We start from the raw sequence: 14,577 nt of genomic DNA on the forward strand, positions 1-14,577 counted from the left end.
CCAACGATGACCCGCCGATTCGACGCCCCGACGACAGCCCCGCCCCGGAGACCGCGAGAGGATCGGCCGCGGGCCACCACCTTCACGGCCTTCGGGCTGGCGAGCGAGGCCGAACCGCTCGCCCCCGGCCTGCACATCGTGGCGACACCGATCGGCAACCTGCGCGACATTACCATCCGCGCGCTCGCCACCCTCGCGGCGGCCGACGCGGTGCTCGCCGAGGACACCCGCGTCACGCGGACTCTGCTCGCCCATTACGGCATCACGACACCGCTCGTCGCCTATCACGAGCATTCGAACGATGCGGTGCGCGAGCGGATGGTCGGCCGGCTGCGGGCCGGCGAGGCGCTGGCGCTCGTCTCGGATGCGGGCACGCCGCTCGTTTCGGATCCGGGCTACAAGCTGGTCCAGGTCGCCATCGAGGCCGGCATCCCGATCACGCCGGTGCCCGGTCCCTCGGCGGTGATGACCGCCTTGGTGGCGGCGGGTCTCCCGACCGACCGCTTCTTCTTCGAGGGATTCCTGCCCCAGAAGGCCGGTGCACGACGCAACCGCCTTGAGGCGCTGACCCAGGTTCCGGGCACGCTGGTCCTGTTTGAATCGCCGCATCGGCTGCCGGAGATGCTGGCCGATGCCGCCGCCGTTCTCGGGCCCGATCGCCCGGCCGCGGTGACCCGGGAACTGACGAAGCTTTACGAGACCATCCGCCGTGACACGCTGGGCGGCCTCAGCCAGCGCTTCGCCGAGGAGGGGCCGCCGAAGGGCGAGATCGTCGTCATCATCGGCGCTGCCACGGCGTCGGAGCGCATGGCGGAGGGGGACGAAGCCCTCGACGGCCTGATCCGCACGGCGCTGGAGCGGCACTCGATCAAGGATGCCGCGAGCCTCGTGGCCGACGAGACCGGCCAGCCGCGCCGGCTTGTCTACACCCGGGCCCTCGCCCTGGCGCGGAGCGAGACGTGACCGAGGCGCGGCCCGAGCAGGGTGACAGGCGCCGGGCCGCCTATCGGCGCGGTCATCGCGCCGAGTGGCTGGCCCTCGCGGCGCTGATGCTCAAGGGCTACTGGCCGATCGGCCGGCGCGTGAGCTGCGCGGGGGGTGAGATCGACCTCATCGTCCAGCGCCTGCACACCATCGCGTTCGTGGAGGTGAAGGCCCGGCCCCGGCGCGACGACGCGCGGGAGACGATCGATGCGGCCAAGCGGCGCCGCTTCTCCCGGGCCGTCCGATCCTGGATCGGGCACAATCCCTGGTGTGCGGGCATGACCTTCCGGGCGGATGCCGTATTCGTCGGCGCCCGGGGATGGCCGGCGCATGTCGCCGACGCGTTCACGATCGAGGGCTTGTAGGCGACCGCTGTTCGGGCCGCGGCCGCGTCAGGCGCGGGCGGCCCGGATGGCGCCGATCAGCGTGCGCTTCAGATCGGCCTGGCTGAACGGCTTCTGAACCACCGGCCGGTCGCGGAACGGCTCGCGGATGCCGGCACCACCGTAGCCGGTTGAAAACACGAGCGGCAGATCCCGCTTGGCGATCGCTTCGGCGACCGGGTAGATCGGCTCGCCCGCCACGTTCACGTCGAGGATTGCGACCTCGAACGTTTCCTGGGCGGCCATTTCGAGGGCCGAGGACAGGCGCGCGGCCGGCCCGACGACGGCGCAGCCGAAATCGAGCAGCATGTCCTCAAGCAGCATCGAGATCGCGGCCTCATCCTCGACGACGAGCACGCGGACGCCGTTGAGAACATCATCGTTGGAGTCAGCAGTCACGCCGGGCCGTCTTCCCTTCGAGCGCCCCCGGACCGGGGACCAAGCCGTCCGCAAGAATACACTCGAAAACCGTAGGCCCGGCGTCCGGAGAGCGCAACGCTGCTACGACGGGCGGTTCACGAGGTAGCATTTGGCGTCGCCCGTAACGCGCAACGTGTCAAGCGTTCGCGCGCCGTTCCGGAGCGATCTGCGCGCAGAATGTTAACCGATGATACATATCTGTTACCGGCTTCGGCAGCCGGTGGTTGATGTCTCTCAATCGTCCTTGAAGCTGACCTTTGCCCCGCGGGCCACATGGGCCGCGAGATCGCGGGCATTCCAGTTGGTCAGCCGGATGCAGCCATGGGACTCGGTCTTTCCCACCTTCTCGGGTTCCGGTGTCCCGTGGATGCCGTAGCTCGGAATTGCCAGGTCGATCCAGACGAGACCCACCGGATTGTTCGGGCCGGACGGGATGGTGAACTTGTGTTGCGCTTGCACGCCCTTGAACGCGTATTTCGGATTGTAGGTGTAATCGGGATCGAAGGCGACGCCCTTCACCTTCGTATCGCCGCTCGGTGCCGGCTTCTCCGTGCTGCCGATTGACGCCGGATAGTAGGCCAGCAGCTTGTCGTCGGCGCCGTAGGCCCGCACGTCGCGGCTGCTCTTGTCGACCTCGATGCGTTCGACCTTCGGGTCGTGCGGCAGATCCTTCGCCTTCGGCTTGTCGGTCCCCATCGGGTCCACGGCCGCGACCGCGATCGTCGTGCCCGCCTTGTCGAGGGGTTTATCGGGGTTGAGCGCCGTCACCAGGGCACGGCTCATGTGGAAGCGCTCGGCCAGCATTTCCCGCGGGTTCGTGTAGCTCAGCGCCTTGAGATCGGCCTGCTGTTCCATCTTGGGCGGGATCCTGTCGACATAGGGACCCGCCGCATCGGCCTCGGTGATCGTGTAATCCGTGACGACGGGCTTGTCGCTCGTGGCCTGGAGCTTGGCCCAGACCTCGGGCGTCAGCGCCTGCGTCGCCGGAAGCCCCTGCGCCACCGCGAAGGCCGAGAGCGCGCGCTTGTAGTTCTCACCCGTCAGACCATCGATGGCCCCCGGATAGAAGCGGGCGCGGTCGAGCAGCACCTGGGCCTTGACGATCAGCGGATCGGGCTTGTCGTCCGCCTTCTTCCCGGCCGCGGGCTTGGCGACCGGCTTGTCGCCGGCCTGCGGCGATAGAGTCGCGGTGTTGATGGCCTCGGCGGTCAGCGCGGGGGATCGCGCCTCGCGATCGGCGGCCTTCGGCTTCGGACGAGCCTCCGCGCCATGCGCGGCGAGGCTGGCGGCCAACAGCGCGGCAAAGACCGGTCGCCAGATTTTCGGGCTCATCGCGATCGCTGTCTCCGGAAGCGTCGGCGCTCCGCACGCAGAAATGCCGCGTCTGCCCGAACGTTCCACCCGCGCTACTCGCAAAGCCGGTGACCGGCATTCCGTTCCCGTTCGTCGAGGTGGAAGTGGTTGGCGTGGGCCGCGTTCGTGCCCGGCCCCAGGACCGTCCGGAAGAAGGTGCAGGCCTTGCCGCGGACGGAACCGAGAAATTGCGCCTCGTCGGAGCCCTCCGGCATCGCCTTCACGGGGATGCTGGCGCGGCCCGCGAAGGTGAAGGCCATCACGTCGACGGCGTTGGCGAAGGCGTGTTCGCTCAATTTGGCATCGACATCGTGATTCTGGCCGCGGCAGACGTAGCTGCCGCCGAGCTCCAAGCCGATCAGCCCGTGCTTGAGCGTCCTGTCGGCCTCGACCTGAACCTCGGTGACCCAGCGCGCCAAAGCCTCGGCAGTCCGGCAGGTGAGGGTCGCGCCCCCGGGCAGCGTGATGCCATCGGCGAGCTGCGTGACCTTCAGCGGCAGCGGTGCCGTACACTGACCCTCGGCGATCGCCGGCAGAGGCTCGAACGCGACGCCGAGCCGCTTGAGGCGGGTGCGGCACGCGGTGTCGTCCGGTGGCGCGACCTTGAGCGCCAACGCCGCCTCGCCGGAGAGTTCCGGCGGCCGCCCGGGCGGGGTCGGCGGCGGGCTCGGCAGCTCGGGTTTGCCGGTCTCCGGAGGCTTTTCCGCGACCGGCGTTTCGGCGGGCTCCTTCGGTTTGGACGCAGGGGGTGTCAGCTCGGCCGGGCGCGCGGGCGGCGTCGGCGGTATCGCCTCCGGCGCGGATGGCGGCTTCATGGCCTCAGGCCGCTCGGGCGGAAGGGGTGGCGGCACCGGAACGGTGGCCGCCGGCGTCTCGGCGGCCGGGCTCGAGGCGGCCGACAGCGCTGCGGCGAGGGCGCCGAGCACCAGGGCTGTGGGCAGTCGGCGGACTGGCAGAAATCGTCCCGGCATGGAGCCTCGAAGCGTGGGCGTTGGGTTCACGGAAACGAGCGAACGGCCGTTCGGATCACCGACACGGTTGACGAATGGCTCGAACCGGATCTCTCTGCCGGATCATGCGCGCGCCCCGTCGCCGAATTGCCGCGACAAGGGGCCGCCTGGATCGAGCCTGAGGATTGAATGCCGGACGCCGTTGAAGCCGGGCTGCCCAGCCTGCCGCAGGACAATCCCTTCCACGAGGCGCGCTGGACCACGCCTTACGGGATCCCGCCCTTCGAGCAGATCCGGCCGGAGCATTACCGCCCGGCCTTCGAGGCGGCGCTCGCCGCCCATACGGCCGAGATCGAGGCCATCGCGGCCGAGACGGCGCCCGCGACCTTCGCCAACACCGTCGTGGCCATGGAGCGGGCGGGCCAGGCCCTGGATCGGGTCGCGGGGGTCTTTTACAATCTGACCGGCAGTCACACGAACCCGGAGCTGCAGGCGATCGAGCGCGAGATCGGGCCGAAACTCGCCCGCCACGGCAGCGCGATCTACCTGAACCCGCAATTGTGGGCGCGGATCTCGGCGGTCGACGCGGAGGTTGAGGGGCTCGGTCCGGAGGAGCGGCGCGTCCTCGACCGCTACCGCATCCGTTTTCGCCGGGCCGGGGCGACGCTCGAACCCGACGCCAAGGCGCGCATCGCCGAGATCGCGGCTCGGATGTCGGAGCTCGGCACGAAATTCAGCCAGAACCTCCTGGCCGATGAGAGCAGCTTCACGCTTCCCCTCGAGAGCGAGGACGACCTTGCCGGCCTGCCGCCGTTCCTGCGCGCTGCCGCCCGGAGCGCCGCCGAGGAGCGGGGGTTGTCGGGTCACGTCATCACCCTGTCGCGCTCTTTGATCGAGCCCTTCCTCGTCTTCTCCACCCGCCGCGACCTGCGCGAGCGCGCCCACGCGGCCTGGACCCGGCGCGGTGAGAATGGCGGCGAGACCGACAACCGCGCGATCGCCGCCGAGATCATCCAGCTGCGTGCCGAGCGCGCCCGCCTGCTGGGTTTTCAGAGCTTCGCGCATTTCGCCCTCGACGACACGATGGCGGCGAGCCCCGACGCCGCCACCGGGCTCCTGCGCGATGTCTGGACTCCGGCCCGGGTGCGGGCGGCCGACGAGCGCGATCGTCTCCAGGCAGCGATTCAGGAAGAGGGCCACAACTTCACGCTCCAGGCGCACGATTGGCGCCACTATGCCGAGAAGGTGCGGCGGGCCGAGCACGACCTCGATGAGAGCGAGATCAAGGCCTACCTGCCGCTGGAGCGGATGATTCAGGCGGCCTTCGACACGGCCTCGCGGCTGTTCGGCCTGACCTTCGAGGAGTTGTCCGACGTGCCGCGCTACCACCCCGACGTGCGGGTCTGGCGGGTCGGCAATCCGGACGGCTCCGAGGTCGGATTGTTCCTGGGCGATTACTTCGCCCAGGCCACCAAGCGCTCCGGCGCCTGGATGAGCGCCTTCCGCTCGCAGGAGCGGTTGAACGGGCCGATCACGCCGATCATCGTCAACGTGATGAACTTCGCGAAGGCCCCGGAGGGCGAGAGCACGCTCCTGTCCTTCGACGACGCGCGCACTTTGTTCCACGAGTTCGGCCACGCCCTGCACGGGCTCCTGTCGGACGTGACCTATCCGCTGCTCTCCGGCACCGCGGTGGCCCGCGACTTCGTGGAATTGCCCTCGCAGCTCTACGAGCACTGGCTGGAGCAGCCGGAGGTCCTGCGGACCCACGCGCGCCATCACCAGACCGGGGCGCCGATGCCGGACGCGCTCCTCCAGAAGCTGTTGGCCGCCCGGACCTTCAATCAGGGCTTCGCCACCGTCGAGTACACCGCCTCGGCGATCGTCGACATGACGCTCCACCTCTCGGCCGAGGGCGAGGCGGGGCTCGACGTGCCGGCCTTCGAGACCGAGGCATTGCGGCGGATCAGCATGCCGGCCGAGATCGGCATGCGGCACCGGACGCCGCACTTCGCGCACATCTTCTCGGGCGACGGCTACGCGGCGGGCTATTACAGCTATCTCTGGTCTGAGGTGCTGGATGCCGACGCGTTCGACGCCTTCCGCGAGGCGGGCGACATCTTCGATCCGGAGACCGCCAAGCGCCTGCGCACCTTCGTGTACGGCGCCGGCAACCTGCGCGACCCGCGCGAGGCCTATACGGCGTTCCGCGGGCGGATGCCGAGCATCGAGCCCCTGCTGAAGAAGCGCGGGCTGGCGGCGTGAGCCCAAACGGCCGGTAAGGGTTTCGTAAACAAACGTCCTTAACGAAGGCTTGCAGCGACGTCCTGCACCGGAGTTGGGGGCGATGATCAAGACCGAGACCAAGCCGGCCGTCTCGCCGGACGACCTGCTCAAGGCCGTCGTCAGCGGCCAGGCGGAGCCCGTGGCGGCGGCCGCCAAGGCGCCGGACGCCGCCGCGCCGACGATCGCGGTGCTGCGTTCCCTGCCGCGGATCGACCGGCGCACCCTCGCGCTTCCCGGCGCCTGCCTCGCGCTGGGCGCCCTGCTGGGCGGCGGCGTGATCGCGATGACCCGCTCGTCCGCCCTGTCGAGCGACGCCGTCGCGGCGCTCAGCACGACGCTCGACGCCGGCCGGACCGAGACTGCGCGTCTCGGAAGCGATATCGCGCAACTCCATCATATCCTGGCCGACCTGCGCGCCTCCACCGACAGCGCCCGCAGGGAGGCATCGACCCGCAGCGGCGCGCTCGGCGAGCGCCTCGCGCAGCTCGACAAGAACCTCACCGCCAAGACCGCGGCGCTCGGCGAGCGTCTCGAACAGGTCGAGCGTGAGCAGAATGCCCGGATCGCGGGTCTCGCAGCCCAGATCGAGCGCCGGGCCGCGACGGTCGCTAGGCCTGAGCCGACCCAGACCGGAAGCCTCGCCGAGCCCCGCAGCGTCGAGCCGAAGGCTGCGGAGCCCAAAGCCACCGAGGCCAAGATCACCGAGGCCAAGATCACCGAGGCCAAGATCACCGAGGCGAAGCTCGCGGATGCCAAGCCGGCCGACGTGAAGCCGAAGGCTCCGGCCAGCGACAAACCCCCGGTGATCGATTCCTGGGCGGTCCGCGAGGTCTATGACGGGATGGCGATCCTGGAGAACCGCCGCCACCGGCTCCTTGAGATCGGGCCGGGTGAAACCCTGCCCGGTTTCGGCCGGGTCGAGGGCATCGAACGCCATGGGCGGGATTGGAGGGTCGTGACCCGGCAGGGTGTCGTCACCCCGCAGCCCTGGTAGCGGTCCGGATTTCTAGCGCGACGGGTAGGGTGTCGGGGCCAGCCCGTCGACGGTGACCGGGAATCGCGGTTCCAGGGTCAGCGGATCGGCCATCGCGGCCGCACGCTCGGCGCGGCGGCGGCCATGGCGCAGCGCGCGGGTTTGAGCGGCGCGCGTCGGATGCAGAATGGCGGCGAGGAGGGCTTGGCCCTCGAATGCGCTGTCCAGGTTCTTCGCTTCGAAGACGGGCATGGCCGGCCTGCTGGATTGCGATCGCGAACGGCGCCGAAGGCCCCGATTCCGACCGCACCCCAATAACGGGGATCGCGTGGACAGGTTCCGTCAAGCTTTCGCCCGGAAACTGTTTTTTTACGATCGTCCCGGCCCCGCCCGAATTCAGTGCGCCTGCACACCCGGAGCGCTCGCCGCCGACGCGAATGCCGATTCGGCGCAACAGCGCGCGTCAGGACACAGCCTGAGAGCCGCTTCCGCGTGCAACGCGGCCGGAAGCGGCGCTCGCATGCGCGCTCAGTCGAAAATGCGCGCTCAGACGAACTGGTTGAGCCCGGGGATCGAGCCGATGATCGGTCCCATCGCGTCCTCGCCGACCTTCTCGCGGCCGAAGGCGAACAGCTCCTGACCGAGCGGCTGCATCTGGCCCATCGGCACGCCGGCCGCCATCAGCTTCTGGCCCAGCGCCATCACGCCGCCGCCCATCATGCCGCCGAGCATGCCCATCAGGCCGCCCCCGCCACCCTCGCCGGCATTGGCTTCGGCGATCAGCGATTCGGATCCCGGCAGCGCCGCGAGAAGCTGGTTCACCTCCGTCTCGGGCCCCTCCTTCTGCAGGAAGGCGAGGATGTGACCGATCGCGGTCTGGGCCGTCGCGGCGTCGAGCCCGGTACGGGCGGTCACGCGGGCGAGCAGTTCTTCCATGGTGCTGATCTCTTCGGAACGTTTCCAGACGTCCTTCGACTCTGGGGCGCCGGAAATCAAGCGCGCGGGCTGGGTTACCCGGGAAAGCCCCGCGCGCCGGCCGGTCCGGGGTGACTTCCGGGGCTCGGGTTCCACATTCCCGCGCGAGCCCGAGAGCGGAGCCCGACCATGCGCATCAGCAACGTCGCCGACGTCGTCGCCGAGACCCTTCAGGAGGCGGGTGTCGCCCGCGTCTATGGCGTGGTCGGCGACAGCCTGAACGGGATCACGGAGGCGCTGCGGGCCCGGGGGCGGATCGCCTGGATCCACACGCGCCACGAGGAGGCCGCGGCCTTCGCGGCCGCCGGCGAGGCGCAGGTCACCGGCCAGCTCGCGGTCTGCGCCGGCTCCTGCGGGCCGGGCAACCTCCACCTGATCAACGGGCTGTACGACGCCCATCGGAGCCGGAGCCCGGTCCTCGCGATCGCGGCCCATATCCCGTCGCCCGAGATCGGCTCGGGCTATTTCCAGGAGACGAAGCCGACCGCGCTGTTTCGCGACTGCAGCCACTATTGCGAGCTGATCTCGGACCCGGCGCAGATGCCCTTCGTGCTGGAGAACGCGATCCGCGCCGCCGTGGGCGAGGGGGGCGTGGCGGTGATCGTCCTTCCGGGCGACATGGCGCTCCGCGAGGCGCCGAAACGCCCGCTCGCGCCGCGGGCCGGGCTGATCCCCGCCAGGCCGGTGGTCCGGCCGGCGGATCCGGAGCTGGACGCGCTGGCCGCGCTGCTCAATGCGGGCAAGCGGGTCACCCTGCTGTGCGGGCGTGGCTGCGCCGGCGCGCATGCCGAGCTCCTGCAACTCGCCGACGCCCTCAAGAGCCCGATCGTCCACGCGCTCGGCGGCAAGGAGTTCGTGGAGTTCGACAATCCTTTCGATGTCGGCATGACCGGCCTGATCGGCTACGCGTCGGGCTACGCCGCCATGATGGCCTGCGACACGCTGCTGATGCTCGGCACGGGCTTCCCCTACAAGCAATTCTACCCGCAGGACGCGAAGGTCGTGCAGGTCGATCTCCGCCCCTCCGAGCTCGGGCGGCGCTGCCGGATCGAGCTGGGTCTCGTCGGCGATGTCGGCGCGACGCTCCGGGCGTTGCTGCCGCGGCTGAAGCCCAAGACCGACTGCTCCTTCCTGGATGCCAGCCTGAAGCACTACGCCAGGGCGCGCACCGGCCTCGACGATCTCGCCACCGGCAAGGCAGGCGGGCCGCTGCACCCGCAATACCTCGCCCGCACCATCAGTGAGGCAGCCTCGGACGACGCGATCTTCACCGCCGATGTCGGCACGCCGACGATCTGGGCGGCGCGCTACCTCGCGATGAACGGGAAGCGGCGGCTCCTCGGCTCCTGGGTGCACGGCTCCATGGCCAACGCCCTGTCGCAGGGGATCGGTGCGCAGGCGTGCCAGCCGGACCGGCAGGTGATCGCGCTGTGCGGCGATGGCGGCTTCGCCATGCTGATGGGTGACTTTCTGACGTTGCGGCAGCACCGCCTGCCGTTGAAGGTCGTGATCTTCAACAACGGCACGCTCGGCTTCGTCGAGCTGGAGATGAAGGCTGCCGGCTACCTTGAGACCGGCGTCGCCCTCGACAATCCGGACTTCGCCGCGATGTCGCGGGCGGCCGGGATCTTCGCCCTGCGGGTCGAGGATCCCGCCGAGCTGCCGGGCGCGATGCGCGAGTTCCTGGCCTTCGACGGCCCCTCGCTGCTCGACGTCCGCACCGCCCGCAACGAGCTGTCGATGCCGCCCAAGATCGACGGGCAGCAGATGAAGGGCTTCAGCCTCTATGTGCTCCGCGCGGTGATGGATGGACGCGGTGACGCGGTCCTCGACCTCGCCAAGACCAACCTCATCCGGTAGACGACCAGTATCAGTCTCGAACCGTTCCAGACCAACGGGGCGGCGATGCAGGGAGGTGCCGGACCATGCGGGTCGGCCTGTTCGTGCCGTGCTACGTCGATGCCTTCGAGCCGGAGGTCGGAATCGCCACGCTGGAGCTGCTGGAGCGGCTTGGCTGCACGGTGGAGTATCCGTTCGACCAGACCTGCTGCGGCCAGCCGATGACCAACACCGGCTGCCACGCCGAGGCCGCCGCGACCGAGGCTCTGTTCGTCAAGAATTTTTCGGGCTTCGACTATGTCGTGGCGCCCTCCGGATCCTGCGTCCATCAGGTCCGCGAGCACCTGACCGCGATTCCGCAGACCGACGAGGTCCGCCACGTCCGGGCCAGCACCTACGAGCTGGTGGAGTTCCTGCACGACGTGCTCAAGGTCGAGGCGCTGCCCTGGGCGAGCTTCCCCCACAAGGTCGCCTACCACACCAACTGCAACGCGCTGCGCGGCATTCACCATGCGCGGCCCTCTGAGTTGGTGAAGCCCTATTACTCGAAGCCCCTCGACCTGCTGCGCCTCGTCGACGGCGTCGAGCTGGTCGATCTCGCCCGGCCCGACGAATGCTGCGGCTTCGGCGGGACCTTCTCGGTGTTCGAGCCCGCGGTCTCGGCCAAGATGGGCTACGACAAGGTCGCCGATCAGAACCGGGCCGGGGCCGAATACGTGGTCTCGGCCGATTCCTCCTGTCTCATGCACCAGAAGGGCTGCGCCGAGCGCCTGGGGCTGCCGCTGAAGTACATCCACATCGCGCAGGTGCTGAACGGAGCCGCCGCATGAGCGTCGAGGATCTCAATCCCCGCGAGCGCGAGGGCGTCATCCACCCCGAGGTGCGCGCCCGCGACGACGAGAGCGAGCGCTCTCAGGACGGCGCCCGGCTCCAGCACGCCGAGGCCGCCTCGAAGCCGATCCGCGCCCCGCAGATCCGCGAGCCCCAGCCCCGCGGCGCCAAGATCCGCGGCGACCGGCCGATCGATCAGTCCGAGGCCGCCGAGCGCTTCCTCGCCGCGCCGCTCCATCAGGCCGCCCACGACGAGCGCCTGTGGGACCTGCGCAAGAAGCGCGACGCCTCGGCCCACGGCATTCCCGAATGGGAGGAGCTGCGCGAGCTCGCCTCGCAGATCAAGACGCACACGCTGAGCCACCTCGACCAGTACCTTGAGCAGTTCGAGGCCGCCGCGAAGGCCAACGGCGTCCACGTCCACTGGGCGCGGGACGGGGCCGATCACAACCGGATCGTCCTGGAGATCCTGCGCAGCCACGGCGCCAGGGCCCTGGTGAAGTCGAAGTCGATGCTCACCGAGGAATGCGGGTTCCGCCATCACATGGCGGCCAGCGGCATCGAGATCATCGAGACCGATCTCGGCGAGCGGATCCAGCAGCTCGACAACGAGGAGCCGAGCCACGTCGTCGCCCCGGCGGTCCACAAGACCCGGATGGACGTGGCCGAGGTTTTCGCGAAGACGCTCGGCACCGACCCCGACAACGACGACGCCCATTACCTCGCCGAGAGCCAGCGCGAGACGACCCGGCCCTACATCCTGAAGGCCGATGCCGGCATGACCGGCTGCAACTTCGCCATTGCTGAGACCGGCTCGGTCGTCACCTGCACCAACGAGGGCAATGCCGACCTCTCCGGCAACGTGCCGCCGCTGCAGATCCACTCGATCGGCATCGAGAAGATCATCCCGAAGGTCGAGCATCTCGGCGTGTTCATCCGGCTGCTGTCGCGTTCGGCGCTCGGCTCGCCGATCACCCAGTACACCTCGCATTTCCGCAAACCGCGGAAGGGCACCGAAATGCACTATGTGCTGGTCGATAACGGCCGCTCCGAGCGTCTCGGCATGGAGGAGTTCTGGACCTCCCTGAAGTGCATCCGCTGCGGCGCCTGCATGAATACCTGCCCGGTCTACCGGCGCTCGGGCGGCCTCTCCTATGGAGCGACCTATTCGGGGCCGATCGGGCTGATCATCGACCCGACCTTCAACAAGCGGAAATATTCGACCCTGCCGTTTTCCTCGACGATGAACGGCTCCTGCACCAACGTCTGCCCGGTGAAGATCAACATCCACGAGCAGATTTTTGCGTGGCGCAAGGTGCTGGTCGAGGAGCACCAGATCCCGGCGCTCAAGCAGGGGATGATGAAGGCCGCCGGCGCGGTGCTCTCCCGCCCCGTGGCCTACCGGGCGGCGATCGGCGCGGCGGATTCGGCGCTGAAGGTGCTGCCGCGCTTCGCGGTCTACAATCCGCTCAACACCTGGGGGAAGAAGCGGGAAATGCCGGACGCCCCGCGCCAGACCTTCCACGCGTGGTACAAGCAGAACCGGATGAAGGGCACGCAGCCATGAGCGCCCGCGACGCGATCCTCGCCGATATCCGCCGGAACCGGCCGGCCGGCGACTTCCCGCTGCCGGAGGTGCCGCTGTTCGCGCCGCTCATCGGCGACGATCTCGTGGCCGAGTTCGGAGAGCGCCTGAAGCGCATGGGCGGCCGCGTGGCCGAACCACAGGCCGGTGACATCTTTGCGGGCGTGCGCGAGCGGCTCGACGGCGCGAAGGTCGTCGCCTCGGCGGTCCCGGAGCTGACGGGCAACCGCGACCTGCGGGCGGTGCGCTATCCGCAGGAGGTCGAGGATGTCGACGTGGCGGTGGTCCGGGCCGTGTTCGGCATCGCCGAGACGGGCTCGGTCCTGTTCACGCAGGACCAGCTGATCGTGAATGCCGTCGCTTATCTCGCCCAGCACCTCGTCGTGCTGCTCGACCCCGCCGACATCCTGCCGAACGTCCAGGCGGCCTATCGCCGGCCGGAATTCGGCCGCTCCGCCTACGCGGTGCTGCATACCGGCCCTTCGGCCACCGCCGATATCGAGGGCGTGCTGATCCACGGGGCGCAAGGGGTGCGCTCGCTCACGGTGGTGATGCAGCCGAAAACAGCCTGAGGCGGAACCCGCGATCGGGCGCGACCTTTGCTTGGGCGACGAATAGGAAGTCGTCCGGCAAGGAGATCCGATGCGCTACACGCTTGGTTGCAGCCTGTCCTACAATATCCTCTCGGATACGACCTTCATCTTCAATCTGGAGGTGGCCAGGCTGAAGAGCGTCGAGATCCTGAGCGAGAGCCTGGTCCTGACGCCCGACCTGAAGCGCGACATCTACATAACGCCCGACCTCCAGAACCGCTATCTCGGCCTCAATGTCCCCACGGGCCAGTTCGCCCTGGAATACAATGCCGAGGTGGACCTCACCGTGCACCGGGCCGATCCGGCGAGCATCAACGAGACGCCGGTCGGGCAACTGCCCCTCGACATCCTGCCCTTCCTGCTGCCGAGCCGCTTCGTCTCCTCCGACCGGCTGACGCCGTTCGCGCTGGCCGAGTTCGGCGCGCTGCCGAAGGGCCATGCGCGCGTGAACCAGATCTGCAACTGGATCCACGATCACATCACCTATCAGCCCGGCACCAGCGACGGCGAGACGACCGCGGACGAGTCGCTGCTCAAACGCGCCGGCGTCTGCCGCGATTTCGCGCATATCGGCACCGCCTTCTGCCGGGCTCTGGGCATCCCCGCCCGTTTCGTGAGCTGCTACGCGCACGGCCTCGTGCCGAGCGATTTCCACGCGGTGTTCGAGGCCTATCTCGACGGGCGCTGGTGGCTGTTCGACGCCACGCGGCAGGCCGATCTCGACGGTCTCGTCCGGATCGGCGTCGGCCGCGACGCCGCCGAGATCGCGTTCTCGACGCCCTTCGGCAACATGCAGCCGGTGAACCAGCAGGTGCGGATCCAGCGCTCGGACGGGCTGGGCAGCCCGATGCCGCGCACCGTGGACGCGATCTCCACGGAGATCCCCGCGCCGCACGCCGGGGCGGCCTGAACGGGCTTGTTCTGCGCCGCCACAGGCGGTCATCGGGCGATCCGGCCGGCTGTCAGGCCGCGCGCCGGATGATGCGGATCGGCCCGCGCGGGTGGCGGCAAATGCGCCCTCACACGTGCGTGGCGCATCCGGCATGACGCAAGAGGCCTGAGGTCGAACGCGTCAAAGCTCAGATGCGCAATCGTCCTGGGCGCCGATTCGGCAGTCGAAGAACAGCCTGCCGCAAACGTCCAGGGCTCTTCACGCGTGCGAAGAACCGTCTATCATTTCATCAAAGACTGAGAACAGCGTCTTAACCCGGTCGATGATCCCTTCCGCGGGCGCCGGAGATCGGCCGGTCCCGCCATTTCTCTTGCCCTGAATTGACGTGTTCTTGATCGATCGGCATTGGGTGAATTCCGCCCAAGCGTGGCTGTGGCGGGGTCGCAACACCGTAAAACGATCCCGGGTCCGCCCCGAGACCTGCCCGTAAACGCCGCGATCCCGCCATAGTCC

The 14,577-nt window shown here is 69.0% G+C and carries 14 protein-coding genes; 9 read left to right on the forward strand and 5 right to left on the reverse strand.

What is annotated here, in order from left to right; genetic code table 11:
• Window positions 1-6 precede the first annotated feature (6 nt).
• The gene (gene rsmI / locus FVE89_RS06670) at window positions 7-963 is read left to right on the forward strand and encodes a 16S rRNA (cytidine(1402)-2'-O)-methyltransferase (RefSeq protein ID WP_160533251.1); all 957 of its coding nucleotides are present in this window, start codon (window positions 7-9) and stop codon (window positions 961-963) included.
• Window positions 960-1,349 carry a YraN family protein gene (locus FVE89_RS06675; protein ID WP_160533252.1) on the forward strand — a complete coding sequence of 130 codons (390 nt, stop codon included), beginning with the start codon at window positions 960-962 and terminating at the stop codon, window positions 1,347-1,349. The genes rsmI and FVE89_RS06675 overlap by 4 nt, the downstream gene beginning before the upstream one ends.
• 27 nt (window positions 1,350-1,376) lie before the next feature.
• Here FVE89_RS06675 and FVE89_RS06680 read toward each other — a convergent pair whose 3' ends face one another.
• The 3 genes from FVE89_RS06680 to FVE89_RS06690 all read right to left on the reverse strand — a co-directional run bounded on the left by FVE89_RS06680 (window position 1,377) and on the right by FVE89_RS06690 (window position 4,111).
• Window positions 1,377-1,766, reverse strand: a complete 390-nt coding sequence (locus tag FVE89_RS06680; protein WP_160533253.1) for a response regulator — start codon at window positions 1,764-1,766, stop codon at window positions 1,377-1,379.
• Window positions 1,767-2,021: 255 nt separating this feature from the next.
• Window positions 2,022-3,119 carry a L,D-transpeptidase gene (locus FVE89_RS06685; RefSeq protein ID WP_160533254.1) on the reverse strand — a complete coding sequence of 366 codons (1,098 nt, stop codon included), beginning with the start codon at window positions 3,117-3,119 and terminating at the stop codon, window positions 2,022-2,024.
• Window positions 3,120-3,193: 74 nt separating this feature from the next.
• The gene (locus FVE89_RS06690; RefSeq protein WP_160533255.1) at window positions 3,194-4,111 is read right to left on the reverse strand and encodes an extensin family protein; all 918 of its coding nucleotides are present in this window, start codon (window positions 4,109-4,111) and stop codon (window positions 3,194-3,196) included.
• Between the two features lie 168 nt (window positions 4,112-4,279).
• On the opposite strand from FVE89_RS06690, the gene FVE89_RS06695 reads away from it, so the two are divergent.
• Both FVE89_RS06695 and FVE89_RS06700 read left to right on the forward strand, forming a co-directional pair.
• The gene (locus tag FVE89_RS06695; protein ID WP_160533256.1) at window positions 4,280-6,355 is read left to right on the forward strand and encodes a M3 family metallopeptidase; all 2,076 of its coding nucleotides are present in this window, start codon (window positions 4,280-4,282) and stop codon (window positions 6,353-6,355) included.
• A gap of 82 nt (window positions 6,356-6,437) precedes the next feature.
• Window positions 6,438-7,370: a hypothetical protein gene (locus tag FVE89_RS06700; protein ID WP_160533257.1), complete on the forward strand. Its 933-nt coding sequence runs from the start codon at window positions 6,438-6,440 to the stop codon at window positions 7,368-7,370.
• A 12-nt stretch (window positions 7,371-7,382) separates the two neighbouring features.
• Here the strand turns inward: FVE89_RS06700 and FVE89_RS06705 are convergent, their stop codons facing one another.
• Window positions 7,383-7,601: a hypothetical protein gene (locus FVE89_RS06705; RefSeq protein WP_160533258.1), complete on the reverse strand. Its 219-nt coding sequence runs from the start codon at window positions 7,599-7,601 to the stop codon at window positions 7,383-7,385.
• Between the two features lie 294 nt (window positions 7,602-7,895).
• Entirely contained in the window at window positions 7,896-8,285 is a 390-nt protein-coding gene (locus FVE89_RS06710) for a DUF2267 domain-containing protein (RefSeq protein ID WP_160533259.1), read from the reverse strand.
• 168 nt (window positions 8,286-8,453) lie between these two features.
• Here FVE89_RS06710 and poxB point away from each other — a divergent pair, with 168 nt between their 5' ends.
• The 5 genes from poxB (at window position 8,454) to FVE89_RS06735 (ending at window position 14,082) form a co-directional block, all read left to right on the forward strand.
• Complete coding sequence (poxB, locus tag FVE89_RS06715) at window positions 8,454-10,184, forward strand: ubiquinone-dependent pyruvate dehydrogenase (RefSeq protein ID WP_160533260.1); 1,731 nt, start codon at window positions 8,454-8,456, stop codon at window positions 10,182-10,184.
• A 65-nt stretch (window positions 10,185-10,249) separates the two neighbouring features.
• Complete coding sequence (locus FVE89_RS06720; RefSeq protein WP_091715893.1) at window positions 10,250-10,993, forward strand: (Fe-S)-binding protein; 744 nt, start codon at window positions 10,250-10,252, stop codon at window positions 10,991-10,993.
• On the forward strand, window positions 10,990-12,561 hold the full coding sequence (locus FVE89_RS06725; protein WP_160533261.1) for a lactate utilization protein B: 1,572 nt from the start codon (window positions 10,990-10,992) through the stop codon (window positions 12,559-12,561). The genes FVE89_RS06720 and FVE89_RS06725 overlap by 4 nt, the downstream gene beginning before the upstream one ends.
• On the forward strand, window positions 12,558-13,151 hold the full coding sequence (locus FVE89_RS06730; protein ID WP_160533262.1) for an LUD domain-containing protein: 594 nt from the start codon (window positions 12,558-12,560) through the stop codon (window positions 13,149-13,151). The genes FVE89_RS06725 and FVE89_RS06730 overlap by 4 nt, the downstream gene beginning before the upstream one ends.
• A gap of 70 nt (window positions 13,152-13,221) precedes the next feature.
• Window positions 13,222-14,082, forward strand: coding sequence for a transglutaminase family protein (locus FVE89_RS06735; RefSeq protein WP_160533263.1), 861 nt, complete (start codon window positions 13,222-13,224; stop codon window positions 14,080-14,082).
• The last annotated feature ends 495 nt before the right edge of the window (window positions 14,083-14,577 follow it).

It is taken from the genome of Methylobacterium sp. 2A (assembly GCF_009806555.1).
Taxonomy (GTDB): domain Bacteria; phylum Pseudomonadota; class Alphaproteobacteria; order Rhizobiales; family Beijerinckiaceae; genus Methylobacterium.